Source organism: Rhodococcus sp. NyZ502 (assembly GCF_041464245.1).
Taxonomy (GTDB): Bacteria; Actinomycetota; Actinomycetes; order Mycobacteriales; family Mycobacteriaceae; genus Rhodococcus_F; species Rhodococcus_F qingshengii.
This window is the reverse complement of record NZ_CP167155.1, coordinates 5940914-5967235: the sequence shown is the minus strand read 5'-3', so window position 1 is coordinate 5967235 and position 26322 is coordinate 5940914. Positions and strand designations below refer to the sequence as shown.

The window sequence follows — 26322 nt, the reverse complement described above, 5'->3', positions numbered from 1 at the left end:
ATATAGAAATTCAGGCAATCGACTTCGAAGTCAGTGCCCCCGACATGGCCGCCCATTGAAGAAGAATGACCGTCTTACCGTCGACGATTTCTCCGCCGGAGATCATGCCGAGTGCCGTGTCGAACGGCAACTCCAGGACTTCGATGTCCTCGCCTTCGTCTGGCACCCCGCCACCACTGCCGGTTCTGTCCGCCGGGCTGTATCGGCCGGCGTAGAAATGCACTCTCTCGGTGACGGATCCGGGGCTCATGTACAGATCGAACAGATGCTGCACCTCACCGATCGCGACGCCGAGCTCTTCGCTCGTCTCTCGCCGAATGGCTACTTCCGGCGTGTCGGCATCGAGCAAACCGGCTGCGGTCTCGATCAACATTCCGTCGGGGTGTGCGTTGACGTAGGCGGGAAAGCGGAATTGCTTCGTCAACAGGACGGTGCGCCGTTCGGGGTCGTACAGCAAGATCGTCGCGCCGTTCCCACGGTCGTAGGTTTCTCGTTGCTGTGTCTCGACAGTGCCGTCCCGTCGCCGGTACGTGAAGGTGCTGCGACGCAACACATGCCAACCGTCTGAGGTGACCTCGACTCGTTCGACCTCGACGTTCGGATTACCGTGCAGCCCGAGACCTGTTCGGTCGAGGCCGGTGCGACCCCGGCTGTCCGGAATGTCGACGCCGGCACAACCCGCCGTTGCAGACGGGTGTATCTGCCTGTCGCTGTCAGGTTCGGTCATGTCATCCACCGTAGCGAAGATCGGCACCTCGCCGTTATTGGGCAACAACAGCTTCAGAGTTGAGCGGCGTCGCGGCGGAAACTCTCAGTCCAACTGAGAAGTCCCGCCCCCGTCCGGAGACGGGAGCGGGACTCGGGTGTCAGCGAACTCGGCAGCGCGTCAGACTGCTTCCTTTGTCGCCTGCGCTGCGAGGGTGAGCGCGATGTCGACGATCATGTCCTCCTGACCACCCACCAGACGGCGGCGTCCAGCTTCGAGCAGCAGTGTGCGAACGTCGATTCCGTAGCGCTCCGACGCAGCTTCGGCGTGGCGCAGGAAGCTCGAGTACACGCCGGCGTAGCCGAGAGTGAGGGTTTCGCGATCGACGCGGACCGGCCGGTCCTGCAGCGGTCGGACGATGTCGTCGGCGGCATCCTGCAGGGCGAACAGGTCGCAGCCGTGCTCCCACTCCTCGATGTTGGCGACGGCGATGAAGGCCTCGAGGGGGCAGTTGCCGGCACCGGCGCCGTGACCGGCAAGCGAAGCATCGACGCGGGTAACGCCGTTCTGCACTGCGACAACGGAATTGGCAACCGAGAGTGAGAGATTCTCATGGGCGTGGATACCGATTTCGGTGCACTCGTCGAGGATGTCGCGGTATGCACGAACACGATCCGCGACGTCGTTCATCACCAGACGTCCACCCGAGTCGGTGACGTAGACGCAGTGCGCGCCATACGATTCCATCAACTTGGCCTGCTTGGCCAGTTCCTCGGCAGGCGCCATGTGGCTCATCATCAGGAAGCCCGAGACGTCCATGCCGATCTCGCGGGCGGTTTCGATGTGCTGCGCGGAGACGTCGGCCTCGGTGCAGTGCGTGGCAACGCGAACCGAGCGCACACCGAGGTCGTAGGCATGCTTGAGTTCACTGATCGTGCCGACACCCGGAAGTAGCAGCGTGGTGAGACGAGCGTGCTCGAGTACCTCGGCCGCTGCTTCGATCCATTCCCAGTCGGTGTTCGAGCCGGGGCCGTAGTTGAGCGAGCCGCCGGCGAGGCCGTCACCGTGTGCTACTTCGATCGCGTCGACGCCGGCAGCGTCGAGAGCTGTGACGATCCGCTTGACGTCGGTGGGCGAAATGCGGTGGCGGACAGCGTGCATGCCGTCACGAAGGGTGACGTCCTGGACGAAGATCTTGCGGTTGCTCACTTGGTTGCTTCCTTCTGCTGGGCGATGCGCTCCGCGATCTGCATTCCGGCGGACGTCATGATGTCGAGATTGCCGGCGTACGCAGGCAGGTAGTGTGCCGCGCCCTCGACCTCGAGGAACACCGACACCTGGTGGGTGGGGCGATTGCCGTCGACGAGCAACGTCTCGACGGGCTGGTCGGCCGGGATCTCGGTGATCTGGACTTCCTGCTTGAGCCGGTAGCCGGGGACATACGCGGACACGTCGCCGACCATCTTCTCGATCGACTGACGGATCTCGTCGTGAACAGCCGGGTCCGGTGCGTCGACGAGGCAGAAGACCGTGTCGCGCATGATGAGCGGCGGCTCAGCGGGGTTGAGGATGATGATGGCCTTGCCGCGACGAGCGCCGCCGACTGCCACGATCGCCTCGGACGTGGTCTCGGTGAACTCGTCGATGTTGGCGCGCGTTCCGGGACCGGCCGACTTGGAGGCGATGGATGCGACGATCTCCGCGTACGCCACCGGGACGACCCGAGAAACAGCGGCAACCATCGGGATGGTGGCCTGGCCGCCACACGTCACCATGTTGACGTTGGGTGCGTCCAAGTGCTCGTCCGCGTTGACAGCCGGTACGACGTACGGTCCGATCGCGGCAGGCGTCAGGTCGATCATGCGCTTGCCGAGGGGAGCTAGCCGCGCGTTGTTGGCCACGTGAGCCTTTGCCGAGGTGGCGTCGAAGACGATCTCGATCTCGTCGAAGTTCGGCAGACCGACAAGGCCTTCGACGCCTTCTGCCGTGATCGGCACGTTCAGACGCGCCGCGCGAGCGAGGCCGTCGGACGCGGGGTCGATACCGACCATCGCGCCCATCTCCAGGTAGTCGGAGTTGCGCAGCACCTTGATCATCAGATCCGTGCCGATGTTGCCCGATCCGATGATCGCGACCTTGACCTTGCTCATGCGTTGTCCTCTTCGCTGGAGAAACTGGTGGTGACGGAACCGAGCCCGGAGACGGTCACGGTGACTACGTTGCCTGCGGTGACCGGTGCCATGGGGCCGAGAGCGCCGGACAGGATCACCTGCCCTGCGGTCAGCGGCTGCCCCAACTCACGTGCAGTGCGGGCGAGCCAGACGACGGCTTCGATCGGATCGCCCAGGCAGGCGGTTCCGACGCCGGTGGACACCTCGGTGCCGTCGACGGACATCGACATGACGACGCCGGCGGGTTCCACCTCGTCGAGGGTGCGTCGTTCGGTTCCCAGGACGTACACGCCCGAGGACGCATTGTCAGCGACGGTGTCACCGAACTTGATGTCCCACGACTCGATGCGGCTGTCGCAGATCTCGATCGCGGCGACGGCGTAGTCGATCGCACCGCGCACCTGCGCACTGTCCAGCGGTCCGTCCACGAGGTCGGCACCGAGCACGAAGGCAACTTCCGCTTCGACCTTGGGCTGGATCAAACGGCTCATGGGGATGGCGCCGCCGGCGGGGAACTCCATGTCGGCGTACAGCACGCCGAGGTCGGGCTGGTCGACACCGAGCTGCTGCTGGACTGCCACCGAGGTCAGGCCGATCTTGCGGCCTACGACCACGGCCCCCGCCTGCCGACGGATTTCGTCGACGCGGCGCTGGACGGCATAGGCGGCGACGAGGTCGTCGGCGCCGATCAGATCGCGCACGGGCGCGCAGGGAGTGCCGCTCGCGATGGCGGCTGCGAGGCGGTCCGCAGCAGCTGCGATGTCGGTCTCGCTAGCTGTACTGGTATTCGTGGGCTGGCTCATGGCCACTACTTTCGCCGCGGCACCGAGATTGCGCCAGGGAACTGTCTCACTCAGCGATACGCTGGGGAGGTGACTGGCAGCGCAAACCTCGACACCGTGCTCGGCAAGGCGGTGACGATCCTGCGCGCCTTCCGGGCCGACGACCACGTGTTGCCTCTGGCCACCCTGGTCCAGCGGACGGGCCTGCACAAGGCGACGGTGCACCGCCTGGCCAACGAACTGGTCGCGAACCGGCTACTCGACCGTATCGACGGTGGCTACCGGCTCAGCGGCGGCCTCTTCGAACTCGGCATGCTCGCCTCTCTCGAACGTAGCCTCCTGGAGATGGCGATGCCGTTCCTCCAGGACCTGTACGAGCGGACCCACGAGACAGTCCACCTGGGGGTCCGTGACGGCCACGACGTCGTATACGTCGCGAAGATCGGCGGCCATCGACAAGCCAACTCCCCGTCTCGGACCGGCGGCCGGATACCGCTGTATTGCACCGCAATCGGAAAGGCGCTCCTTGCATTCTCCGACAACGAATTTCGCCGCGAAGTGTTGTCGGAACCGATGACGCGCCGAACCCCGCACACAATTGTTGCGCCCGGCATTCTCAATACTCAATTGAACCGAGTGGTCGAGACCGGTATTGCGTTCGAGCGCGAGGAATCAGCGCCGGGTCTCGCGTGCGTTGCGGCGCCGGTATTCGGAACCAATGACAAACCCGTCGCGGCCATCAGTGTCACCGGTCCCACCAGTCGCTTCGTCCCCGAGAGCCAGGTGTCCTACGTGCGCGCTGCTGCCGAAGGCCTACACAGCACGATCGCTCGCCGCGAACGATTGCGGTGATCTGGCCGTCCCGACCCGGACGAGCCCGGTCAATGCGTGCGGCAATGGCCCCTCGTGTAAGACGCCGAGACGTTGGGTCGCGCGGGTGAGGGCGACATAGAGTTCAGACGCACCGCGTGGGCCGTCGGCGATGATTCGCTCCGGTTCCACGACGAGCACGGCATCGAACTCGAGGCCCTTCGTTTCCGAAACCGGCACAGCGCCGGGCACACTCGCAGGTCCGATGACGACGCTCGTACCCTCGCGTCCGGCCTCGTCCTGATTGAATTCGTCGATGGCGGAGGCTAGTTCGTCGGCGGAGATTCGCTTGGACCACGGTTGGACCCCGCAGGCGCGGACGGACTCGGGTGGCTGGACGTCTGGCGCGAACTCGGCGAGCAAGGCGGCGGCGACGCTCATGATCTCGGCGGGGGTGCGATAGTTCACCGACAGGGATCGGTAGATCCAGCGGCCGGGGACGTACGGCTCCATCATCGTCGCCCACGAGCGAGCACCTGCGGGTGAACGTCGTTGCGCGAGATCACCTACCACCGTGAAAGACCGGTCCGGGCAGCGGCGCATCAGGACTCGCCAGTCCATCTCGGACAGCTCTTGTGCCTCGTCGACCACGATATGCCTGTACGTCCAGTCTCGGTCAGCAGCAGCGCGTTCGGCGAGCTCCCGGGTATCGCGTTCGACGAAACGATCCGCCAGGTCCTCGGCGTACAGCATGTCCTGGGCGAGGAGATGATCCTCGTCGTCCATCAAGTCTTCACGACTGATCATCATGTCCAGCACGCCCGCTGCATACGCAGCCTCGTCGCGGCGTTCACGTTCGGCACTCTGGTCGACGGGCTTGTCCCGGCCGAGCATGTCCACCAATTCGTCGAGAAGCGGAACGTCGGATACCGTCCAGGCATCGCCCTCTCGGCGCAACAGTGTCTCGTCTGCGCCTGCCTTGCGTAGGCGTTCCGGCGAAGTAAACAGCTGTGTCAGTAGCTCTTTCGGTGTCAGGATCGGCCAGAGTGCGTCGAGTGCGGCGGCAAACGCGTCATTCTCCGCCAACTCTGCGGTCAGATCTGCGCGCACTTGTTCCCAGGCTTCACGGTCACTGCGTGTCAACCATCCCTTGCCGATCCGCGCTATCGCCCGCTCGGTCAGTGCCCAGGTGACGATTTCGGTGAACACAGTGCGAGCGTCGTTGTGGGGGAGTCCGCTCGAACGAGCTTCTTCTCGGGCCCATTCCGCAGTTTCGGCGTCGATTCGCACTGTGACGTCCGCCAATTCGATCAACAGTGGGTTCTCGGGCAATCGTTGGTGATCGGCAATCGCTGCGCCGAGAACGTCCAGGATCTTCAGCGAGCCTTTGAGCCCAGCGGCCTCCGGAGTGTCCTCGGCGGTGACGCGTAGACCGGGAACGAGATCACCGGTGGCCATGAACACCACGTCGGACTCGCCCAGTGAGGGCAGTACGCGGCCGATGTGGTTCAGGAACGCCGGGTTCGGCCCGACCACGAGAACGCCGTGACGTTCCATTCGCTCTCGCTGCGTGTAGAGCAGGTAGGCGACGCGGTGCAAGGCGACGACGGTTTTCCCGGTACCGGGGCCACCTTCGATCACCAGCACCCCGGGGTGTTCGAGTCGGACGATGTCGTCCTGCTCGGCCTGGATCGTGGCCACGATGTCCCGCATTCCCTCACCGCGGGGTGCATTGACTGCTGCGAGCAAGGCGGAATCGCTGTGGGTGTTGTGTTCTGCGCCGTCAGGGCGCCCGAGTACCTCGTCGGTGAAATCGACCACGTGTCGACTGCGTGTGTGGAACTGACGGCGTCGACGCATGTTCTCCGGGTTTGCAGCGGTGGCAACGTAGAACGGGCGAGACGCCGGCGCCCGCCAATCGAGCAGCACCGGTTCGTAGTCGTTGTCCGCATCGAGAAGGCCGATTCGGCCGATGTACGAAGTCTCACCCGACAGCGAGTCCAACCGGCCGAAGCACAGGCCGTTGTCGGCTACGTCCAGCCTCTTCACCTCTTTGGCGAGCGCGCGCACCTCTGCATCGCGTTCCATGAGTGCTTCGCCGTTTCCGCGCAGAGCGGTGCTGTACCTGCCCTTGACTCGGGCGCGCTCCGCATCGAGGCGTGCGTAGAGCGCCTCCACATAGTTCCGCTCGGATCGCAGTTCTTCTTCGTATCCCTGGGTTGGCACGTGCCCTCACTTCCGCTGGCTGTTCCGATCCCGTAGTGGGTCGTGCGGGATCGGAAGAGCCATTCTGCGGCACTACCCGGGCCTTGCCGCAAGGCCCCCGGTGCGATATACATTGATAGTGGAAGGGAGTGTCGATCCTCCCTCGGCTTTTTCCCACAGATCCCCTCGCGACCCCCCAGCCTGATGCACGACTCCCAGCCTGGTCGATGTTTGGACCCCGAGTGCCACGGGTACAAATCCAGTGACCGGTGTTCCAAAAACGGTTCCCCTCATGAACTTACGTGGATCGAGGGATTGTGAAGGCGATACTGGCAACGGCCGCGAGCATATTTCTGGTGGTTGCCTTGGCCGTCGCCGTCTTGCTTCTCCTTTCCGGATCACCGCGCGAAGGTACTTCGCACGAGCTCGCCGATACGGTTCACACGATCGGTGGGAAGCCGACAACCTGCACCGAGTTGTTCGGTGAAACATGCAGCTTTGCTTTGCAGTCGGACTACAACCAGTGGGGACAAAACCTCGAGGGTTTTGTCAATGCCGGGACCCTCGGACCTTTCGCCCGCAGTATCGGCTTCGTGGCGGAGGCGAAACTGAGCTTGCAGGCATGCGAGGTCAGCGCAACCGCCGGGCGGACGATTCTCGATTTCTACACTCTCGCCGAGATCGACCACCCCACGGCCACCACCACCGACCTCTTCCCCTTCTGGAACGAGTCCCGCCAATTCCTGTGCCCGGTAAACAGTTTCTGAGAATGCTGTTTGCTATTTGAGATGTTCGAGACGCATCGCTCGCTCGGAGCCAGGTTGGGCGCAAGCGCGCGAATCGTGGACAGCGTTCCGCCCACGGGGGGATCGGTCTGTAACTGGCTCATGAGCACTGAATAACACACGAGAGTGAACGGCACTCCCCTCGGTGGCCGCTTCTTGTACGCGTTGCGGCGTGTCGGTGCACGGATGTTTATGCGAATTTCGACGGGGTAGGGCCTTCTGTGGGGGATTCCTACCTGTGTGGGATCCCGGAGCAACAATCCGAAACGTATTGGAGGGTCAACGTGCCAGATGACAAGAGCGGTCCCAGCGAGGGAATCAAAGGCGTCGTAGAGGACGTCAAGGGTAAGGCCAAGGAAGCCGTGGGTGCGGTTTCCGGAAACGACAGTTTGACCCGAGAGGGCCGCGCCCAGCAGGACAAGGCCGAAAGCCAGCGAGAAGTCGCGAAGAAAGAGGCAGAAGCCGAGAAGGCTCGCGCAGAAGCGGCCGCGGACGAAGCGCGACAGAAGTCCGAGCAATAGCCCTGACGCACTCGTCACCCTCGGCCTGGGATTGATCCCAGCCGGGGGTGAGTCGTGGCTCCGCGTTCAGTTTGAAATCTCTACTTACATAAGGCGTAACAAGATTCTTGCGCCCAGCATGACGATCAAGAGGAGCTGTTCGATGCCTTCATCTCAGTCCGTCCCAGGTGCACCGGCCCCGAAAGCGCCGGACCTGAAAGAGCCGGTCAAGCCTCGACAGCCGTTGCCGCCCAAGGATGACCAGCGGCAGCCGGAGGTGCGTACCGTCGCGGGTGCCGAGGAGAAGGTGAAGGGAAACGGTCGCGGCCAGCGGGGGGAGTACCTCACCACCGCAACCGGTACACGTCTCTACGAGACCGACCACTCACTCACTGCCGGCGAGCGCGGCCCGACTCTTCTTCAAGACCACCACCTGCGTGAGAAGATCACACACTTCGATCACGAGCGAATTCCGGAGCGCGTCGTCCACGCCCGCGGGGCGGCTGCACACGGAACGTTCCTGGCGAATGGCGCGGCCGAAAACATCTGTAAAGCATCGGTGTTCGCTTCCGGTGCTCGAACCCCGGTGTTCGTGCGGTTCTCGACGGTGCTGGGTTCACGAGGTTCGGCGGACACCGTACGCGACACACGCGGTTTCGCCACCAAGTTCTACACCGACGAAGGTGTCTTCGACCTGGTGGGCAACAACATCCCGGTGTTCTTCATCCAGGACGGCATCAAATTCCCGGACATCATCCATGCCGCGAAGCCCCACCCGGACCGCGAGATCCCGCAGGCGCAGAGCGCGCACGACACATTCTGGGATTTCGTGTCGCTGCACACGGAGGCCACGGCGCACACATTGTGGAACATGTCCGATCGCGGCATCCCGCGCTCCTATCGCATGATGGAGGGCTTCGGTATTCACACGTTCAGGCTCGTGAATGCCGACGGCGAGACGAATCTGGTGAAATTCCACTGGAAGCCGGCCGCCGGAGTGCATTCACTCGTGTGGGAGGAAGCGCAGATCGCCGGCGGTGTGGATCCGGATTTCCATCGACGCGATCTTGCCGACGCCATCGAGGCGGGCGCATATCCGTCCTGGGATCTGGGCGTGCAGGTGTTCCCTGATACCGAGGACGAAATGTTCGAAGGCATAGATCTATTGGATCCCACCAAGATCGTGCCCGAAGAACTCGCGCCGGTTCAGGTCATCGGAACGATGACACTCGACGCCAATCCGACGAACTTCTTCGCCGAGACCGAGCAGGTTGCATTCCATCCGGGTCACTTGGTTCCGGGTGTCGACATCACCAACGATCGTCTCCTGCAGGCACGTTTGTTCTCGTACCTCGACACCCAGATCACGCGACTCGGTGGCCCCAATTTCGATCAGATCCCGATCAACCGGCCTCACGCGCCTGTCAACGACATGCTTCGCGACGGCTTTCATCAGGACGGTGTACATACCGGAGTTGCGCCGTACCATCCCAATTCGTTGGACGGTGGGTGCCCGTTCTTGGCCTCGGCGGAGAGTGCGGCCTATATCGAGGTGCCCGAAGAAGTTTCAGGGCGAAAGGTGAGGCAGGCGCCGGCATCGTTCGACGATCACTTCTCGCAAGCTCGACTCTTCTATCGCAGTCTCTCCCCTGTCGAGCAGGAGCACGTCGCGCAGGCGTATACCTTCGAATTGGGTAAGTGCTACGAGGAGAACATCAAGACCCGGAATCTGGGCATCTTGGCGAATATCGACGCGGGTCTCGTGTCGATCGTCGCAGGGGGGCTTGGCCTTCCGGTTCCCGAACCGACCGAGCCGTTGAGTGATCCGGAGCTCAGCCCTGCACTGTCCCAGGTTGGTGCGGAATGGCCGGTAGACGGAAGGATCATCGCACTACTGGTCGATGAGAACTCCGATCTCGAAACGGTTGTCGCCGTTCGAGACAAGATCTTCGACGCCGGCATGGTGCCGCTGATCCTCGGACCGCACGGCGGAACCATCGGGGACGGTGACGACGCGGTGACGGTGCAGCGAACGTACCTCACAGCTCGTTCGATCGAATTCGATGCAATCCTGCTGAGCGGCGACGTTTCTCGGATCGGCGAGGGCAAGTTGGATCCACGGGTGGAGACTCTGCTGAACGAAATGTATCGTCACAGCAAGGCAATTGGTGGTTGGGGAGAGAGCATGAGTGCGCTGGCTGCGGCCGGTATCGACGAGTCTGCATTGGGAGTCGTCGTCGATGCAGACGCGGAAGGAGCGCTCGCCTCGCTGGCTCAGCTTCTGAAGACGCACCGCGTGTGGGGGCGTTTCGAGGTGCCGCCTACATCCTGAGTGCCGACGTACGTTCGAACCTGCGGTGTGGCCGAATTGCCAGTTCGGCCACACCGTCGGAGTGAAGACGAGTGAAGGGACGAAACAGTGGCTCGCAAGGACTCACAACCTCAACTCAAGGATCAAGAACTCTACGAAGAGCTACGCGAGAAGGGCGATTCCAAGGAGAAGGCGGCCCGAATCTCCAATGCGGCCGCCAATCGAGGGCGGTCGAATGTCGCCAAGTCCGGCGGACAATCCTCGCCGTACGAGGAGTGGACAGTCGACGAGCTGAAGAAACGTGCCGAGGAACTCGATCTGCACGGCTATTCGAAGCTGAACAAGGGTGAGCTGATCGAGCAACTCCGCACTCACTGAGCTGTGTTCTGCTCGAGTCGTATTCTGCTTGTGCAGAATACGACTCGAGCGGTCGGTTCAGTGCCCTTCTTGATCGAAGAGTTCCTGACCTTCCAGTCGTTTGACCCGTCGGTGTTCCATCAAGATGGCCAGTGTTCCGACGATGAAGGACACCACGCACACGACGCCGGCAATGACTGCCCAACCACGAAATCCGTAACCTGCTGCCACCAAGGTCAATCCGAGTGTTGCCAGGCCCAGTCCGATCAGCAGGTATCCGGGATAGTTGCGACCGTCGCTGATTGCCTCCCCTACGTGCGATCGATTTGTGTGTTCGTCATCTACCGGTGAACTTTCGCTCGCGTTTGTCACGGCACACTCCATCCTGAGCTCATGAAGACTTGCGATTCTTCGCTCGTCGTCGGTTCACAGGGCAACTACCCGATCGGCCACTGGATGAAACGGTTGGAGTAGTGCCGAAAGGGGTAGAAGGTCGTACGCTCGAAGTATCGGATGTGGATGAAAACCGGTGCGAGGAAGCCCTATGAACGCGAAGCCGACTCCCGACATATTCTCGGTAGGTACACCGACTCTCGGTGTCGAAGAGGAGTTCTTGCTCTGCGATCCGCAGACTGGACATCCCACTCTGCGCAACTCCGAGGTTGCTGCCGCCGGGCGGGAACTCGGTATCTCGCTGCAACTCGAACTCACGCGCTGTCAGGTGGAGACGTCCACGTCTATCGGAAACCATATTCGTGATCTTCGTGATCAACTCTGTGAGTCGCGTGCCGTCACCGCCGACGCCGCTGCCCGTGTGGGTTGTCAACTCATCGCAGTCGGGACGCCGTTCTACGATCCGCCGGTAGACGAGATCACTCAAACGTCGCGATACCAGCGAATGGCCGGTCAATTCGGAGCGATCACCGAAGGTGTGATGTGTGGTTGCCACATTCATGTCGGTGTGGAAGATCGAGAACGATCGGTCCAGATCATCAACCATCTGCGCCCATGGTTACCGACCTTGTTGGCACTGACGGCGAACTCTCCGATCAGCGCCGGTCGCGATACCGGTTATGCGAGTTGGCGTTACGTTCTGTTCGGCCGATGGCCCAGTTCGGGTCCGCCGCCCTACTTCGAGTCCGTGGCGCACTACGAAGATGCTGTTGCAGCAATGCTGGAGACAGGGGTCATTCTCGATCCACACATGGTCTATTGGGATGTGCGCATGTCGGATCACCTTCCCACCGTGGAGATTCGGATCAGCGACGTGCCCGCCACCGTGGAGGAGACGATGACTCTGGCCACACTGGTGCAGGCACTCGTCGGTACCGCATCCGCCGCGATCACGAAAGGTGAAGCAGCGCCTGCTGTCGATCACGAGCTACTCCGCGCGGCTTGCTGGCGGGCGGCGCGTGACGGACTCGACGGGAGGTCGCTGGACGTGGAATCCGTGCGCTTGCTGACTGCACACCAGGCGGTTCGGCAATTGGTGGATCACGTCGAACCTGCGTTGACTGCATTCGGAGAATTCGAGCAGGTCACGGCCTCCTTGGACAAGGTGTTCAGTAACGGAAACGGGGCGATCGTGCAGCGCCGTGAACTCACGCGTCGGTCACGTGTAGCTGATGTGATCGAGGAGTGCGCTCGACGCACTTTCGAAGGGTGCAGTTCGCAAGGGGGCAGTGAGCTGTAAGGCACGGTTGGAATGGGCATTCGAGAACTTTCAATGTCTTGTCGAAGTCACCGATCGGACTGCAGGAGGAGGAACATATGAATGGCGATCCACGACCCGAGCTTCCGTCGGACAAGGATCTCGACGATATGTGCAGGCAATTGGCTGCGGCAGTAGAGGAACACGGTCTGTCGGTGGCGACGGCGGAATCGTTGACTGCCGGGAACATCGCCGCACATCTGGGAAAGGCGCCGGACGCCGGATCGTGGTTTTGTGGTGGGATCGTCGCGTACACCCGCGAGGTGAAACATTCCGTACTTCATGTTCCGGACGGGCCAGTGGTCTGCGAAGAGGCAGCCAGGGTCATGGCGCACAGCACCGCCACTCTGATGGGTGCGTCGCTGGCGCTGGCCGTCACCGGTGAAGCCGGCCCTGATACCCAGGAGAACGTTCGACCCGGAACTGTGTGGTTCGGAGTCGTCGACCATGGGACCGCCGAAACGGAGAAGCAGGTTTTCTCGGGCGACCCCGAAGCTGTCCTCGGTGCAACTGTCGAGCACGCGATCCAACTACTTCTGCGTCACGCATCCGGTCGCCACACGCCGAGTTCGAGAGTTGTGAACTAGTCGAGTTTTCAACTCTTCGAACGGTTCTTCTTGTGACGACCTGTGTGTTTCGCAGGCGCCTGCGCGGTTGGAACCAGATGACCGTCGGCCGTGTATTTTTCGACTACGAGGTTCTTGCTGACTCCTCGGTTCGCATCCACTGCGCAAGTGATTGCTTCCTTGTCGGAATTGAAAGGTTCCTCGGTCGAAGAGCCGTCGGGCATCGTGATTTTGTACCGATCCATACATCGACTATTGCGGGTTGATCCGTCTCCGACAACCCGAGCTCACGGAAATATCGGTCTGGGAATCAGGCGGATCAGCGGGTCCAATACTCTTCGGGACGTTGACCCGGACGGAATCCGTAGTGCGCGAGCATCGCGGTCGCTTCCGGAAAATTGGCTGCCAGAGCTTCGGGCACATGTGCATCGCTGCCGAATGTCACCGCTTTACCTCCCTCTTCGCTCCACCATTGGGGTATCCAGGGCAACAGCCGACGGGTGTTCATCTCGAGGATCCGGTCGCTGTCGGCGATGGCGCGCATCGCATTTCGGAATCCCTCTTCGAATCGACGGGGATCGAAAGGTCCGGCACTTTCGATCGGCCATGCACGCACCGCGTAGTCGATATGGGTGAACACCTCGAAGGTCCGAGAGTCAGCCACCATACGCGGGATCTCATCGAGGTATGCCCACATGACTTCGTCGGCGCTCCACGTTCGAAACAGAGTGTTCGGTTCACTCCGATCGTCGCCGACTTCGAGCGTGTGCAAGGAACCCAATACCCGGTCGATGACACCGAGATCAAGGAGGTGCGACGCCTGCGCTTCGTGCAGGTGCGGTTGTCCGAACTCGACGCCGGTGAGTATCCGCAATTCAGGAAAACGGTGTCGGCATCGTTCGATGCTGTCGAGATAGCCGTCGACGTCCAGGATCGGTGCGCGGACATAGCCGTCGGTGCTCAGCAGGTGATGTTGATGGGGCATCAGATCTGCGGCGGTTGTGCGCCACCGAGCATCGAAGTCGAGATGCTCGGTGAACACCAACGCCGGCAATCCGATTGCTTGGGCTTGGGCACGCGCGCAAGTCTGTTGCATTCGTCCGGATGCGTGCGACAGCGGTCCACCGGTGTCCCACGACCACTCGCTGTGAACATGACTGTCCGCGGGTAGTTGCATGTTCAGTTCGTACCAGAGCCGGGAGTTTCGGGGGGGCGGTTAAAGCTCGGACTGTCGCGCGAATTCGCTCTGTGCAGTGGTTCCCCAGATCTCGGAGGACTGAGTCTCGGGCTCGCTGTCCAGCTTTCGGACGTCGTGAATGAACTCCACACCGTGCAGTTCGTCGGACGGAACCGACAGAAGCTTGCACGTGGTGCTGACGAAGAATCGCTGGACATCTTCCAACTCGAGACGCCCACCGGGCCGGTACCAATGCGCGACCCCGGTACACATCTCGAGTATCGCGAGTCGGCTCAATGCCAGATCTTCGATGTCGAAGGCGCCCACGCGTTGTCCGCGTTCGAGGATCTGTCCGAAAAGTTGCTCGTACTCGTCGCGCAGGGTCTGCAACTCGATGCGGTTGTCTCCGGTCAACCCGCGCATCTCGTACTCGGCGACGCGGGCAGTCAGTTGGTTGACGGCGGTAATGCCGACGTGTGACGACACCAGGCCGGCGAGCTGGACTACGGGATCGGCGCTTCGGCGCATTGCCCGCTCTCCCGACTGCGTCAGCTCGTCGAGGCAAGACCGAATGATCGAGGCCAACAGTGACTCTTTGCTGCCGACGTAGTGGTAGAGCGTTGCCGAGTTGATGCCGGCTTCGGCTCCGAGCTCACGAATGCCGGTGGCGGCGAATCCTTTCGTCGCGAACAGCGTGACTGCCGCCCGTTGAACGCGCCCCAGGTCCATGATCCTCATTTCGGTTGGTTGCCCAATCATGCTAGCATCGCCGCCGAAATCGACCGGCTGTCAATCAGTCGATTGATAGCTGTTTGTGTACTGGCAAATTGCATCTCAACTAATCAATCGATCGATTGAAAAAAGCTTGACTGTGCCCTGGATCACTGCATAGTCTCCTTGTCGAGCCTCCCTCTCGGTGCGAGAGCTAACAGGGCACTCCATACAAGGAGCAATGACATGAACGACGCGAATCCCCCATCTCCCGCAACTGTCGACAGGCCTGCCCTGCGGCGTGTGGCCGGATCGGTTCTGGTCGGCACCACGATCGAGTGGTACGACTTTCAGATCTACGGCGCCTCCGCCGCGTTGGTCTTTGCGCCGCTGTTCTTTTCGGACGCAGACCCCGCGCTGGCGACAATTCTTTCCTTCGCCACCTTCGCGGTCGGCTTCCTGGCGCGGCCACTCGGCGGTGTTGTGATGGGCCACTTCGGCGACCGCATCGGACGCAAGAAGGTCTTGGTGCTCGCACTTCTCTTGATGGGAGCAGCGACGTTCCTGGTCGGCGTCCTTCCGACCTCCGCCCAGATCGGTGTGTGGGCCCCGATTCTTCTCGTATTGCTGAGACTGATTCAGGGCTTCGGCGTCGGGGGTGAGTGGGGCGGTGCAGTTCTGACTGCTGTGGAATACGCACCCAAGAACCGCCGCGGCTTCTACGGCAGTATGCCGCAGGTCGGTGTGCCTGCTGGCCTTCTGCTGGCGACGGCCGTCATGTTCGGCACCAAGGCGCTCACCGGGGACCAATTCCTGGTGTGGGGGTGGAGAATTCCCTTCCTGCTGAGTATCGCGTTGGTCGCCGTCGGGCTTTACATTCGCACCGCGTTGGAAGAGACTCCCGCATTCGCTCGCGTGAAGCAGCAGAACACTGCGGTCAAGATTCCGATGGTCGACGCGTTCAAGAACTACCCTCGTCAAATCATTCTTGCCGCAGGTTCGATGATCAGCACGGGCGCTTACTTCTACATCCTCAACACCTACAGCCTGACCTACGCCGATCAGTTCGATCTGCTGTCCGGAAACCTCATGCTCGGAGCGGTCATGGTGTCCGCGCTCGTTGCAGTCATCTTCATTCCGATCTTCGGTCAACTGTCCGAAAAATTCGGCCGACGCCGGATCCTGATGGTCGGCATCACCGGCATGGGAGTGTGGGTCTTCGTTGCATTCGCCGCGATAGATACCGGCAACTTCTGGATCACCACCGGCGCATTGGCAGTCGGCGCATTCATGCTCAGCATCTCGTACGGGCCGCAGGCGACGTTCATCGCGGAACTGTTCGACGCACGGGTGCGGTACAGCGCAGCGTCCATCGCTTTTCAGATCGGGGTGCTCTTGGGTGGTGCAATCGCGCCGATGGTTGCCGCCATGTTGGTTCGCGCAACCGGTGGATCGCTTGCGGTCGCTGTGTATATCGCTGCCCTGTCTGTTATTTCGCTGATCAGCGTCTACTTCGTCCGTGACACCGACCTCGACGAAGGAAGTCGCGACATGTACATCGATGACAACGGGGCGTATCTGCCGCCGGTCGATCAACGCTCCACGGTTGTCAACTAATAGAGGAAACTTCAATGATCACAAAGAGTTTCGAAGAGATCTCTGTCGGAGACATTGCGGTGACGGACCCGCGGGTCGTCACCGAAGACTATGTGCGAAGTTTCGCCGACCTCACCTGGGACCGCCATCCCCTTCACCTCGACCCCGACTACGCGCAGCAGACGCGCTTCGGTCGCCAGATCGCCCACGGTGCCCTCATGTTGTCCACCTTGCTCGGTCTGGTGGAGTTGGACCCCCGTTACCTGCAGTGCTTCTACGGGCTCGATCAGGTCAGATTCCACCGGCCGACTTACCTCGGCGACTCGGTGCATGCGGTGTCGGAAGTGCTGTCGGTGCGCCCTCGCTCGGACGGTGAGACCGCGATCGTGACGTCGAAAGGCTCACTCGTCAACCAAGACGGAGACCTTGTCTTCTCCGGCGAATTCTCATTCCTGGTAGGCGAGACCCATTCCCTCGACCTCGAAGTGGGTGCTCGGTGAGTTCTCGGCGGCATATGTCATGGTGGCAGGACCTCGAAGCAGAACACTTCGAATGGGCTGTGCCAGAGCACTTCAACATTGCGCACGCATGTGTCGATGTACAGAATCCCGATGATCTGGCCCTCGTCGTAGACACCGGTGGGCACTGGGCGCGGTACACATTCGGTGAAGTCGCCACGATGAGCCGAAAGTTCGCGACCGTGCTCGCGGATCTCGGCCTGGTCTCAGGCGATCGCGTCGGTGTGATGGTCCCACAGGGAATCGAGGTTCTGGCGACACATCTGGGCGCCTTCCGATCCGGAATGGTCACCGTTCCACTTTCGGTCAAGTTCGGATCGGATGCGTTAGTACATCGGATGCGTGACTCCGGCGCGAAAGTTCTTGTGGTCGAGAAGGACTGCTATGAAAGAGTTGCCGACGGAATCGGTGAGATGCCGGGTCTCGAAGCCGTAATCGTGGTCGGAAGGCTCGATCGGCTCTCCGATTCGACGCCCGTGCAAATCCTCGATTTCCACAGCCTCGTCGACGATGCCGCAGAAAGTAGTGAACTGGTAGCCACGGGCCCCGATTCACATGCCATCATCATCTACACCTCAGGGACGACCGGGAATCCGAAAGGCGCGCTCCACGGGCACCGAATTCTCCTGGCGCACATGCCCGGTATGCGGACGGCGTTCGACAATGCTCCGCAGCTGGGAGACGTCTTCTGGACGCCGGCAGACTGGGCCTGGATCGGTGGTTTGTTCGACGTACTGTTCCCCGCACTTGCGTTGGGGTGCCCCGTAGTTGCGACGCCCGACAAATTCACGCCTTCGCGTGCGGTCGAGATTCTGAGCCGTCACAAGGTGACGGGCGCCTTCATTCCTCCCACTGCCCTCAAGCAGATGCGAAGCATCGGCGTCGACAAGACTGCTGCGCGTGGTATTCAGTTGCGGGCATTGGGAACCGGTGGTGAGGCACTCGGTGACGCGCTGCAAGCCTGGGTTGCGAGCACTCTCGGCGTAGCTGTCAACGAGTTCTACGGGCAGACGGAAATGAATCTGACCATCGGCACGTCGCGGTCGAAGTGGAGTCCCGCCAGCGGTTCGATGGGCCGCGCCTTCCCCGGCTTCGAAGTCACCCTCCTCGATCCACTCGGCGAGCCGGTCGAGATTGGTGAGGTAGGCGAGATCTGTGTGAAGGCAGGCAACCCCGGACAGTTCCTCGGATATTGGAACCAGCCGTCGAAGACCGATGAAAAGGTGTACGACGGTTGGATTCACACCGGTGATCTGGGTCGGACTGATGACGCCGGGAACTTCTGGTACCAGGGACGTGCCGATGACGTCATTTCGTCCGCGGGGTACCGAATCGGCCCCGGAGAGATCGAAGAGTGCCTGCTCTCGCACGACGAGGTAGCCATGGCAGGTGTCATCGGTGTTCCGGATCCGTTGCGCGGCGAAGCGGTTCACGCTTTTGTCGTACTGTCCGAGGGGTCGAACTCCTCGGAGGAGCTCCGTCAGGAGTTGCAGACCCACGTGAAAAGTCGCCTTGCTTTCTACCAGTACCCGAGGGAGATCACGTTCATCGACAGCTTGCCGCTCACCACTACCGGCAAGATCCTCCGACGTGAACTCCGAGCGCTGGCCACCTCCGCGAACGGACTCGGCTAGCAGAGGGCTACATGTTGGGTAGGACCACCACGAAGAACCAGCCGCTCAGTGCCAGACCGATGAATCCGGTGAAGAGGCCGACTATTGCATCCCATGGCAGCTGGCGGGCATTCGAGAGCAGATGCCCGCCAGACTTCTTCGGGTGACGTCGGAGCGCGAAGATTCCTGTTGTGATCGCGCCGACGCCCAGCAGGATGCCGAAGCCGAAAGCCCAGAACAGGAGTACCGACAGCGCGCCGAGCATCTCAGACCGCTCACTCCAGCGTGCGATGCGCTGTGTTTCGGTGGGCGGAGGCCACTTGTGTGAAGGCGACAGAGCTGCTCCGAAACGGCGGGTGTGGTGACGAATTGACTGGTCGCTGAGAAACATTGTCCACCACGCCTGGAGTTGAGTCGATGTGCCGCTGGTATGTACTCGTCTACCCCGTCTTCGCGGATGTATTCCGCTGATTTCGAGGCTAGGTGGTTGCCGCTTCTTCCCAGGAGTTTCCATTCCACACGATGGAGATGGGGTATTCGTTGTTGACCCCGTTTTCCCAGTAGTCGATGACGCCGTGGCGCTCCGATTCGAGTTCGATCCAGCCGATGCTGAATCCCCCTCGAAGTACGCGTTGAGCCCGGCGGTCGATCTTGTCCAGGGAACTGCAGAGTCCTCGCACGCGGGAGTCGATCCAGCCCGCAGAGGCATCAAGAACGGTGATCTCGACGATGCTCGCGTCGCTCAGCGGAATCTCGATGAGAAGCTCGCCGGAATCTCGTACCTCTCGAGTCGATCGATTCTCGTAGGCGTGCAACAGCTCTCGCGGTTCGAACACCGAAGGGTCGCCGTCGGACCGTCGAGACCAACCGAAACGCTGCACGGACACATTGTCTCCCACGAATTGCAGGAATGTCATTCGATGTGAATGAGGCCGTCCAGGGCGTCCAGTACCCGGTCCAGCCCGAACTCCCAGGCCGCCTCGGGGCTGTACGGGGAGTTCTTGGCCTCGCCGGCCGCCCCTCCGACTCGCTGCGCCAGCGGGAAGTCGTCGCCGAGATAAGCAGCCAGACGCTGGTTCCAGGACGACCACACCTCGGCCATGTCGGCTGCTCGGGGGTCAGGGCGCCGCGCTTGCGCCGAGGATCGGGCGAAGTCGGCGACAAATGTCAGGGCGGAGTCCCGGTCGATGTCGCTCAGTCCCGTGCCGTCGAAGGCGTGAAGTTCGTGGTCGTACTTCGCGATAGTTCCCGGACCCAACGCGGAGCGCTGATCGGAGATGTCCAGGAGCCACCAATGCTCCGTATAGAGGGCAAGTTCTTCCTCGGCGACCCGACGCACACGTTGGCGCCAGGTCATGTTCCCGTACGGCAGGAGTGGGCTGTGTCCGTGTACGGCGTCGACCATGAGCACCAGCAGATCGTCGCGGGATCCGACGTGGGTGTACACCGCCATGCCCGAGATTCCGAGTTCGGCGGCCAATCGGCGGACCGTCACGGCGTCGAGGCCGTCGGTATTCGCGACGGAGATCGCGACGTCGACCGCCTGTGAGGTGGTGACCTTCGCTCGCGGGCCGCGGGTACCACCCTTCGGCGCGAGGGGGTGATCGCGCCAGAGCAGGTCGATCAATTCGCGTGCCATCAGTCGTCTCCAGAAATCGGGAATACCTCAACGGTGGTATACCTTATACGGTGCATACTGTATGCACTGCATAAGGTTTATCGATCATGGGAGGCCCACGATGAAAATCACCAGCACTGCTCTGTCCTTGAACGTCGCCGACACCGACGCATCGGCAGACTTCGCGAAAACCCATTTCGGTTTCACCGAGGCCATGGCCGATGACGGCTTCGTTTCCCTGAATCATCCGGATGCCGGGGTCAACGTGGTCTTCCTGCGCACCGGGCTCGGGACGTTCAAGCCCGACTTCGTCGCAGGTCCGGCCGGTCAAGGCTTGCTCATTGCATTCGTGGTCGACGATGTCGACGCCGAGTTCGCCCGCATCGCTGCTGAAGGTGCCTCCGTCGTCACCGAACCGGAGACGGAACCGTGGGGTGAGCGTTACTGCCAGTTCGTCGACGCCAACGGAATCGTGTGGCAACTCGTTCAGTGGGTGTGAAGAACCCGAGCGCTCGGCTCCGCGGCGCGCGGCACAGAACGTAACCAGAGGGCGCGTTCGACGGACTGGGCTTGGAAGCGCTGCGGTGAGATCCCGTGCGCAGTGCGAAACGCTCGGCTGAATGCGGGCAGGTGCGCGTAACCCAGGTTCCTCGACACCGTGCCGGGTGCAACCCCGAGTTGGAGTTGGGTGCGTGCCTGGGTCATCCGTGAAAGCGATCGCCACTGCGGATACGTGGTGCCGGTTTCGATACGGAACTCCCGGCGCAGCCTGGCCGCGTCGGTACCGAACTCTTGCGCCCACTCGTCCAGAGTGCGAGGGTCGGCCGGGCGGGCGGCGATCGTCGCTGCCAGTCGTGTGGCAATCGAATCGGCGGGCGAGGTGTTCGAAACCGGTTGTGCAAGAGGGCCGGTGGCGATGATGTCGAATGCCGTGGCGCTGTCGTGGCCGCGCGGGCGCAAGGGCGTGTATGCGGCGACGAAAGTGTGCAGCAATGCCAACTCGTCAGCGGGGGAGAACTGCACGGTCTCGAGGGCGTCGGCAGATACGGTCGACCCGTTCGAGGAACGGAAGCCGAGCGGCAGAAGCAGTGAACCAGTCGGAACCGTGACGGTATTGAGGACGCCTGCAGGAAGAATCATGGCCTCTCCGGTGCGCAGTTCCCAGCTGCGGTCCGCGACGTCCACCCGGGCTTGGCCTCGGTAGACCCACACGGCGACGTGGGCGCCGTTGACGCGCGGCCACGTCGCATTGGCCGGTATCGGCGGCGCTGTTTCCCCGGGCTGCCTGGGCTCTGCGAGCATGCGGACCAATGCTTGATCGTTGTCGGTGTCCACGCTGCGATCGGTTGGACCGGAGAGGGCCCGGCGGCGATAGTCACTCGGGCTCTCTCCCATCTGGGCCCGGAACGCACGCGTGAATCCGCTGCCCGTTTCGAAGCCGACTTCGTTTGCAATCCAACCGATCTCGCGGTCCTGCTTCAGGTACTCCAATGACGCGGTGATCCGAGCTCGTAGCCGCCAGCGCGTGAAGGTGAGGCCGGTTTCTTCCACGAAGTACCGCTGGAGCGTTCGAATGCTGATCCCGGCACGCTTCGCGAATTGTGCCTCGGTGTCGTCGGTGCCAGGTGTTCGCAACAGGGCGTGCGCGATCTCGAACGCTTCCCGTGATTGCGGCAATTGCGGCAGCGAGGTGGCCCCGTCGTCGGCCCGGGTAATCATTTCGAACAAGGACGACGGGTGTGCAGCGTCGCCGCGCAGATAGCCCAGGTTGTGAACGAACTCGTGGATCAGTCTGTCTTCCCATCCGGGCGGAACGCGCAGACGCGTCACGGTAGCCGGCCCGGCGCTGACGCCGTTCGAGGGCGGAAGCAGGATGGGAAACGCGACGGAATCCGAGTCCGTCTCCATCGAATATCGCACGCCCGCCGGGATCCACAACAACTCGCCCGCCGGCACCTCGTAGACGGTCGATCCGGTCCTGACGCGTCCACTACCTGCGAGAACCCAGAACAACAGCGGTGAGCGGCCGATGCTTGGCTCGGTGCGGCAGGCGCGGATCGGCCCCAAGTCGATTGCGTCCGACCTTCCCGATAGTGGTAACACGTTGGCGCTCCTGGACAACCCTTGCGACTTAAGTATGGCTAACTTTACCTCTGCCGACTGTGTTCGCAGCGGCGCACTCTCGTATCTTCAGAAAGCCACATACTCATGCGCAGATCTCTACGCCCGGCGGCGGCAGTACTCGCCGCGGTCGTCGCCCTCGCTCTTGCCGGCTGCTCGAATTCGTCAGGTAGTGACACCGGAACCGAGGGCACCCAGGAAACCTCCGGGGCCACCGAGGGCTGGCCGCGCACCGTCGATCACGGCGGCCGTAGTACCGAGATCACTGCAAAGCCGACTCGGATCGTGTCCACCTCGCCGTCGTTGACCGGCACGCTGCTTGCGATCGGAGCGCCGGTGGTCGCGAGTGCGGCGACAACGCCGTCGGGAATGACCGATGACCAGGGGTTTTTCTCCCAGTGGTCGGGCGTGGCGGCTGATCGTGGCGTCGCGGTGCTCTACCGAAATCTCGAGCTGGACCTCGACGCGATCGAGACCTTCGAGCCCGATCTGATCATCGGCTCCGCTAACGGCGGCGACTCGACACTCGATGCCTACTCACAGCTGAGCGACATCGCACCCACTGTTCTTCTCGACTACGGCGCCAGCTCCTGGGAGGAGCTCGCTGATCAGCTCGGGACTGTCACCGGACTCGAGAGCGAGGCCGCCAAAACCGTCGACGAATACGACAGCTGGGTCACCACCCAAGCCGCGAAGATCAAACTTCCCGAGCAGCCGGTGACGGCACTGGTCTACATGGGTGCCGACGGTGTCTGGACGTTCCGAGCCGACAGCCCGCAGGGCAATCTGCTGGCCTCGCTCGGCTTCACCTATGCCGAGCCCGCCGAGCAGTTTGTCGCTCCGGACAAGCGGGGTGCCTCCGGCGTCGCGATCGTCAGCTCCGAAAACATGTCTGCCGCACTAGACGGGGCGCAGACGCTGTTTGCCGTCTCGATGGGGCCCAAGGACGTGGAGAAGCAACTCGCGGCCGACCCGCTCCTTGCGAATCAACCTGCGGTCAAGGGTGATCGGGTATACGCGATGGGAACGGCAGCCTTCCGTCTCGACTACTTCAGTGCAAAGCAGACGGTCGAGTCGCTGGTGTCCACGTTCGGTGGATGACCGCGTGGGTGTTTCTGTGCAGTCCCGGACCGAAGCGCCACTGCGGTCCGGGACGGCCGCGCGTGCGGGGTTGTTGGTCCTCGTCTCCATCGTTGTAATCGTGCTGGCATCCGTCGGCGGACTCGTCATCGGCTCACGCAACATCCCCGTCTCCACTGTCCTCGATGCAGTTCTTTCCTACGACGCCGGTAACAACGAGCACCTGATTGTGATCGAATCACGTTTGCCTCGAACAATTCTCGGGCTTGTGGTCGGGGCCGCGCTCGGACTGGCCGGCGCGCTGATGCAGTCGATCACCCGCAACCCTCTGGCCGATCCGGGACTACTCGGTGTGAACGCCGGAGCATCAGCAGCAGTCGTGATTGCGATTGCCTGTCTGGGGGTGACTTCGGTCGGCGGCTATCTGTGGTTCGCGCTTGTCGGCGCGGCCGTTGCCTCGGTCGGTGTGTACATGTTGGGGTCGGCGCATCGCAGCGCCGCGACCCCAGCGCGCATGGCGCTTGCCGGTGCCGCTGTTGCGACGGCGATCACGGCTCTCACCAGCATGGTTCTCATCAGTAACGAGGCCGCATTCAATCAGTTCCGATTTTGGGCAGTGGGTTCGTTGCAAGGCCGCGGCGGAGACGTGATTGTCACTGTTCTGCCCTTCGTCATCGTCGGTATCATGTTGTCGTTGTTGCTGATTCGTCCACTCAACGCAATCGCGCTCGGCGAGGATGTCGCCAAAGGGCTCGGTGCCAGCACCGGACCCGCACGGGTCGGATCCGCTGTCGCAGTCATCCTGCTGGCAGGGGCCGCCACTGCGGCGGCTGGACCGCTCGGATTCGTGGGCCTGGCTGCACCGCACATCGTGCGCGGTGTCGTCGGGCCGGATCTGCGATTTCTTCTGCCGTGCGTGCTCGTTGTCGCCCCGGCATTTCTGCTCTTGGCCGACGTTCTCGGTCGCGTTGCCACAGCGCCGGGAGATCTGCAGACGGGGATCGCCGTGGCGGTGCTCGGTGGCCCCTTGTTTGTTGCGCTCGTGCGCTCGCGGCGGGTGGCGTCGCTGTGAATGCGATTGCAGCACAGCCGGTTCCACCGCTGTTCCGCGGTTGGGTGGTTCGAATCGGGTCGTACTCGTGGCGGATAGTTCCGCGAGTGCTGTTCGTAACCGTGACAATCAGTGCGGCATTGGCGGCGCTCTCGTTTGTCGCGCTGATGTATGGAACCCTGGATCTGTCCTTGGGCGAAGTATGGCGTGCCCTGCACGGCGAAGGCGCCCCAGCGGCGGTTCGGTCCGTCCAGAATCGCAGGCTGCCGCGGCTGATCACGGCGATCGGCGTGGGCGGAAGCCTCGGTGTGGCCGGCGCGGTTTTCCAGACGCTTTCGCGCAATGTTCTCGGATCGCCGGACATCATCGGTTTCACCACCGGCGCTGCGACTGCAGCCGTGGTTCAGATCGTCTTCTTCGGAGGCGGGGTACTGCAGACCGCGGGCGCCGCTGTTCTCGGCGGCATGCTGACGGCGCTTCTGGTGTACGCGCTGGCACGCAAAGACGGCGTCAGCGGCGGTCTTCGACTTGTCCTGGTCGGTATCGGCGTGGGCGCGATGCTGAGCGCCGTGATGTCGTTCCTGGTGGTGCGTGCGGATATCGACGACGCCACCGTTGTGCAGCAGTGGACGGCCGGCTCGCTGACCGGGCGCGGTTGGCCACACGCGGTCAGTGTTGCGATCGCCGCCGGTGTTCTCGTTCCTGCTCTCGTCGTGGTGTCCCGGCGCGTCACCATGATGGAGATGGGCGACGACGCAGCGTCCTCGCTCGGGATCTCCGTGGAGCGATACCGATTTGCCGGCATTCTGCTTGCGGTCGCGCTCACCGGCGCGGCGACCGCGGCCACCGGCCCCATCGCATTTGTGGCGCTCGCCGCTCCCCAGATCGCACGACGGTTGGCACGGCGCAGCGGTGTTCTTGTCGCGACTTCCTTCCTGCTCGGCGCAGTTCTGCTGGCGGGCGCCGACTTGATCGCGCAAGCGGTCGAGGTCGGTCTCCGCACTCCGGTCGGTCTTGTCACCAGTCTGCTCGGTGGTGCCTATCTGATCTGGCTGCTCGCTCGTCAGGCCTGAAAAAAACTCGCTACGAAAGAGATTCATGACTACTGCCACCCCAACATCGCGGCTGCGCGCCGAGAAGATCGAACTACGGTACGCCGATCGAACCATCGTGGACGAGTTGAGTCTCGAGATCCCCGATGGAGGGTTCACAGTCGTCGTCGGACCGAACGGGTGTGGCAAGTCGACATTGTTGCGTGCGCTCGGCAGAATGCTCACACCTCGATCGGGTCGTGTTGTGCTCGACGGTAACGATATTCGGTCCTATCGAACCAAAGAAGTCGCCCGGCGAATCGCCCTGTTGCCACAGTCCCCGCTCTCGCCTGGAGCGATCAGTGTCGCAGACCTCGTATCCCGCGGCCGATATCCGTATCAGAGCATGCTGCGCCAGTGGTCACCCGAAGACGAGCATGTTGTCTCCGAGGCCCTGAATGAAGTCGGAATGCGATATGCAGCAGACCAATTGGTGGACGAGCTGAGTGGGGGACAACGTCAGCGGGTATGGATCGCCATGACGCTTGCGCAGCGCACCCCGGTGTTGTTGCTCGACGAACCGACCACCTTTCTCGACATCGCCCACCAGATCGAGGTTCTCGACCTCTGTTCCCAACTCCACCAGTCCGGTCGAACATTGGTCGCGGTCCTGCACGACCTGAACCTCGCGGCCAGATATGCCACGCACGTAGTTGCCATGCGGTCCGGAAAAATTGTCATGCAGGGCAGTGCCTCGGACGTCTTCACCCCTGAGTTACTGCGCGAAGTCTTCGACCTCGAGGCGCTGGTTCTCGAAGACCCGGAAACCGGACGGCCACTTGTTGTTCCGCGTGATCGAAGACCTGTCAGTCAACTACCCGTCCACAACTGAACCACCGATC

At 62.1% G+C, this 26322-nt stretch carries 27 protein-coding genes; 15 read left to right on the top strand and 12 right to left on the bottom strand.

Annotated features, from left to right (window positions below; genetic code table 11):
* Positions 1-10 precede the first annotated feature (10 nt).
* The 4 genes from ACBG85_RS27645 to ACBG85_RS27630 all read right to left on the bottom strand — a co-directional run bounded on the left by ACBG85_RS27645 (position 11) and on the right by ACBG85_RS27630 (position 3680).
* Complete coding sequence (locus ACBG85_RS27645) at positions 11-727, bottom strand: NUDIX domain-containing protein (RefSeq protein ID WP_217018062.1); 717 nt, start codon at positions 725-727, stop codon at positions 11-13.
* 159 nt (positions 728-886) lie between these two features.
* Positions 887-1915: a 4-hydroxy-2-oxovalerate aldolase gene (dmpG, locus tag ACBG85_RS27640; RefSeq protein ID WP_372025580.1), complete on the bottom strand. Its 1029-nt coding sequence runs from the start codon at positions 1913-1915 to the stop codon at positions 887-889.
* The gene (locus ACBG85_RS27635) at positions 1912-2856 is read right to left on the bottom strand and encodes an acetaldehyde dehydrogenase (acetylating) (RefSeq protein ID WP_003943168.1); all 945 of its coding nucleotides are present in this window, start codon (positions 2854-2856) and stop codon (positions 1912-1914) included. Before ACBG85_RS27635 ends, dmpG begins: the two co-directional genes overlap by 4 nt.
* A complete protein-coding gene (locus tag ACBG85_RS27630) occupies positions 2853-3680 on the bottom strand; it encodes a 2-keto-4-pentenoate hydratase (RefSeq protein ID WP_007735684.1) in 828 nt (275 codons plus the stop codon). The genes ACBG85_RS27635 and ACBG85_RS27630 overlap by 4 nt, the downstream gene beginning before the upstream one ends.
* Positions 3681-3749: 69 nt before the next feature.
* Between ACBG85_RS27630 and ACBG85_RS27625 the strand changes: the two genes are divergently transcribed.
* Positions 3750-4511 carry an IclR family transcriptional regulator gene (locus ACBG85_RS27625; RefSeq protein WP_003942865.1) on the top strand — a complete coding sequence of 254 codons (762 nt, stop codon included), beginning with the start codon at positions 3750-3752 and terminating at the stop codon, positions 4509-4511.
* On the opposite strand, the gene helR is transcribed toward ACBG85_RS27625, so the two are convergent.
* The gene (gene helR, locus ACBG85_RS27620; protein WP_372025578.1) at positions 4473-6695 is read right to left on the bottom strand and encodes an RNA polymerase recycling motor ATPase HelR; all 2223 of its coding nucleotides are present in this window, start codon (positions 6693-6695) and stop codon (positions 4473-4475) included. The genes ACBG85_RS27625 and helR overlap by 39 nt on opposite strands.
* A 281-nt stretch (positions 6696-6976) precedes the next feature.
* On the opposite strand from helR, the gene ACBG85_RS27615 reads away from it, so the two are divergent.
* The 4 genes from ACBG85_RS27615 to ACBG85_RS27600 all read left to right on the top strand — a co-directional run bounded on the left by ACBG85_RS27615 (position 6977) and on the right by ACBG85_RS27600 (position 10648).
* Complete coding sequence (locus ACBG85_RS27615) at positions 6977-7441, top strand: hypothetical protein (protein WP_372025577.1); 465 nt, start codon at positions 6977-6979, stop codon at positions 7439-7441.
* A gap of 302 nt (positions 7442-7743) precedes the next feature.
* Complete coding sequence (locus ACBG85_RS27610; RefSeq protein WP_003943084.1) at positions 7744-7980, top strand: CsbD family protein; 237 nt, start codon at positions 7744-7746, stop codon at positions 7978-7980.
* A 142-nt stretch (positions 7981-8122) separates the two neighbouring features.
* A complete protein-coding gene (locus ACBG85_RS27605) occupies positions 8123-10291 on the top strand; it encodes a catalase (RefSeq protein WP_003943216.1) in 2169 nt (722 codons plus the stop codon).
* An 87-nt stretch (positions 10292-10378) separates the two neighbouring features.
* Positions 10379-10648 (top strand): Rho termination factor N-terminal domain-containing protein, encoded by a 270-nt coding sequence (locus ACBG85_RS27600; RefSeq protein ID WP_118605858.1) that lies wholly within the window; start codon positions 10379-10381, stop codon positions 10646-10648.
* A 57-nt stretch (positions 10649-10705) separates the two neighbouring features.
* Here the strand turns inward: ACBG85_RS27600 and ACBG85_RS27595 are convergent, their stop codons facing one another.
* Entirely contained in the window at positions 10706-11011 is a 306-nt protein-coding gene (locus ACBG85_RS27595; RefSeq protein ID WP_007735689.1) for a hypothetical protein, read from the bottom strand.
* A gap of 160 nt (positions 11012-11171) precedes the next feature.
* Here ACBG85_RS27595 and ACBG85_RS27590 point away from each other — a divergent pair, with 160 nt between their 5' ends.
* Both ACBG85_RS27590 and ACBG85_RS27585 read left to right on the top strand, forming a co-directional pair.
* Entirely contained in the window at positions 11172-12320 is a 1149-nt protein-coding gene (locus ACBG85_RS27590) for a glutamate--cysteine ligase (RefSeq protein ID WP_372025575.1), read from the top strand.
* A gap of 77 nt (positions 12321-12397) precedes the next feature.
* Positions 12398-12925 (top strand): CinA family protein, encoded by a 528-nt coding sequence (locus ACBG85_RS27585; protein WP_007735692.1) that lies wholly within the window; start codon positions 12398-12400, stop codon positions 12923-12925.
* Between the two features lie 298 nt (positions 12926-13223).
* Here ACBG85_RS27585 and ACBG85_RS27580 read toward each other — a convergent pair whose 3' ends face one another.
* Complete coding sequence (locus tag ACBG85_RS27580; protein ID WP_372025573.1) at positions 13224-14081, bottom strand: PHP domain-containing protein; 858 nt, start codon at positions 14079-14081, stop codon at positions 13224-13226.
* A gap of 39 nt (positions 14082-14120) precedes the next feature.
* A complete protein-coding gene (locus ACBG85_RS27575) occupies positions 14121-14819 on the bottom strand; it encodes a TetR/AcrR family transcriptional regulator (RefSeq protein WP_225320187.1) in 699 nt (232 codons plus the stop codon).
* 219 nt (positions 14820-15038) lie between these two features.
* On the opposite strand from ACBG85_RS27575, the gene ACBG85_RS27570 reads away from it, so the two are divergent.
* Genes ACBG85_RS27570 through ACBG85_RS27560 form a run of 3 tightly spaced genes read left to right on the top strand, consistent with a single transcriptional unit; the run spans position 15039 to position 18540 of the window.
* The gene (locus tag ACBG85_RS27570) at positions 15039-16409 is read left to right on the top strand and encodes an MFS transporter (protein WP_209448088.1); all 1371 of its coding nucleotides are present in this window, start codon (positions 15039-15041) and stop codon (positions 16407-16409) included.
* Positions 16410-16423: 14 nt separating this feature from the next.
* Positions 16424-16888, top strand: a complete 465-nt coding sequence (locus ACBG85_RS27565) for a MaoC/PaaZ C-terminal domain-containing protein (protein WP_003943225.1) — start codon at positions 16424-16426, stop codon at positions 16886-16888.
* Positions 16889-16902: 14 nt separating this feature from the next.
* Positions 16903-18540: an AMP-binding protein gene (locus ACBG85_RS27560; RefSeq protein ID WP_151098569.1), complete on the top strand. Its 1638-nt coding sequence runs from the start codon at positions 16903-16905 to the stop codon at positions 18538-18540.
* A gap of 7 nt (positions 18541-18547) precedes the next feature.
* On the opposite strand, the gene ACBG85_RS27555 is transcribed toward ACBG85_RS27560, so the two are convergent.
* The 3 genes from ACBG85_RS27555 to ACBG85_RS27545 form a co-directional block, all read right to left on the bottom strand.
* A complete protein-coding gene (locus ACBG85_RS27555) occupies positions 18548-18784 on the bottom strand; it encodes a hypothetical protein (protein ID WP_003942917.1) in 237 nt (78 codons plus the stop codon).
* Between the two features lie 214 nt (positions 18785-18998).
* Positions 18999-19436 (bottom strand): hypothetical protein, encoded by a 438-nt coding sequence (locus ACBG85_RS27550; protein ID WP_007735701.1) that lies wholly within the window; start codon positions 19434-19436, stop codon positions 18999-19001.
* Positions 19433-20158: a TetR/AcrR family transcriptional regulator gene (locus tag ACBG85_RS27545; RefSeq protein WP_007735703.1), complete on the bottom strand. Its 726-nt coding sequence runs from the start codon at positions 20156-20158 to the stop codon at positions 19433-19435. The genes ACBG85_RS27550 and ACBG85_RS27545 overlap by 4 nt, the downstream gene beginning before the upstream one ends.
* A gap of 100 nt (positions 20159-20258) precedes the next feature.
* On the opposite strand from ACBG85_RS27545, the gene ACBG85_RS27540 reads away from it, so the two are divergent.
* On the top strand, positions 20259-20636 hold the full coding sequence (locus ACBG85_RS27540) for a glyoxalase/bleomycin resistance/extradiol dioxygenase family protein (RefSeq protein ID WP_030537422.1): 378 nt from the start codon (positions 20259-20261) through the stop codon (positions 20634-20636).
* Here the strand turns inward: ACBG85_RS27540 and ACBG85_RS27535 are convergent.
* Positions 20624-22204 (bottom strand): AraC family transcriptional regulator, encoded by a 1581-nt coding sequence (locus ACBG85_RS27535; protein WP_202426641.1) that lies wholly within the window; start codon positions 22202-22204, stop codon positions 20624-20626. The genes ACBG85_RS27540 and ACBG85_RS27535 overlap by 13 nt on opposite strands.
* A gap of 141 nt (positions 22205-22345) precedes the next feature.
* On the opposite strand from ACBG85_RS27535, the gene fepB reads away from it, so the two are divergent.
* The 4 genes from fepB to ACBG85_RS27515 are packed head-to-tail and all read left to right on the top strand — an operon-like array spanning position 22346 to position 26312.
* Complete coding sequence (gene fepB, locus ACBG85_RS27530) at positions 22346-23359, top strand: Fe2+-enterobactin ABC transporter substrate-binding protein (RefSeq protein ID WP_030537421.1); 1014 nt, start codon at positions 22346-22348, stop codon at positions 23357-23359.
* Between the two features lie 4 nt (positions 23360-23363).
* Entirely contained in the window at positions 23364-24410 is a 1047-nt protein-coding gene (locus tag ACBG85_RS27525) for an iron ABC transporter permease (protein ID WP_234552274.1), read from the top strand.
* The gene (locus tag ACBG85_RS27520; protein ID WP_234552276.1) at positions 24407-25462 is read left to right on the top strand and encodes an iron chelate uptake ABC transporter family permease subunit; all 1056 of its coding nucleotides are present in this window, start codon (positions 24407-24409) and stop codon (positions 25460-25462) included. The genes ACBG85_RS27525 and ACBG85_RS27520 overlap by 4 nt, the downstream gene beginning before the upstream one ends.
* 25 nt (positions 25463-25487) lie before the next feature.
* Positions 25488-26312, top strand: a complete 825-nt coding sequence (locus ACBG85_RS27515; RefSeq protein ID WP_003943123.1) for an ABC transporter ATP-binding protein — start codon at positions 25488-25490, stop codon at positions 26310-26312.
* Positions 26313-26322 lie beyond the last annotated feature (10 nt).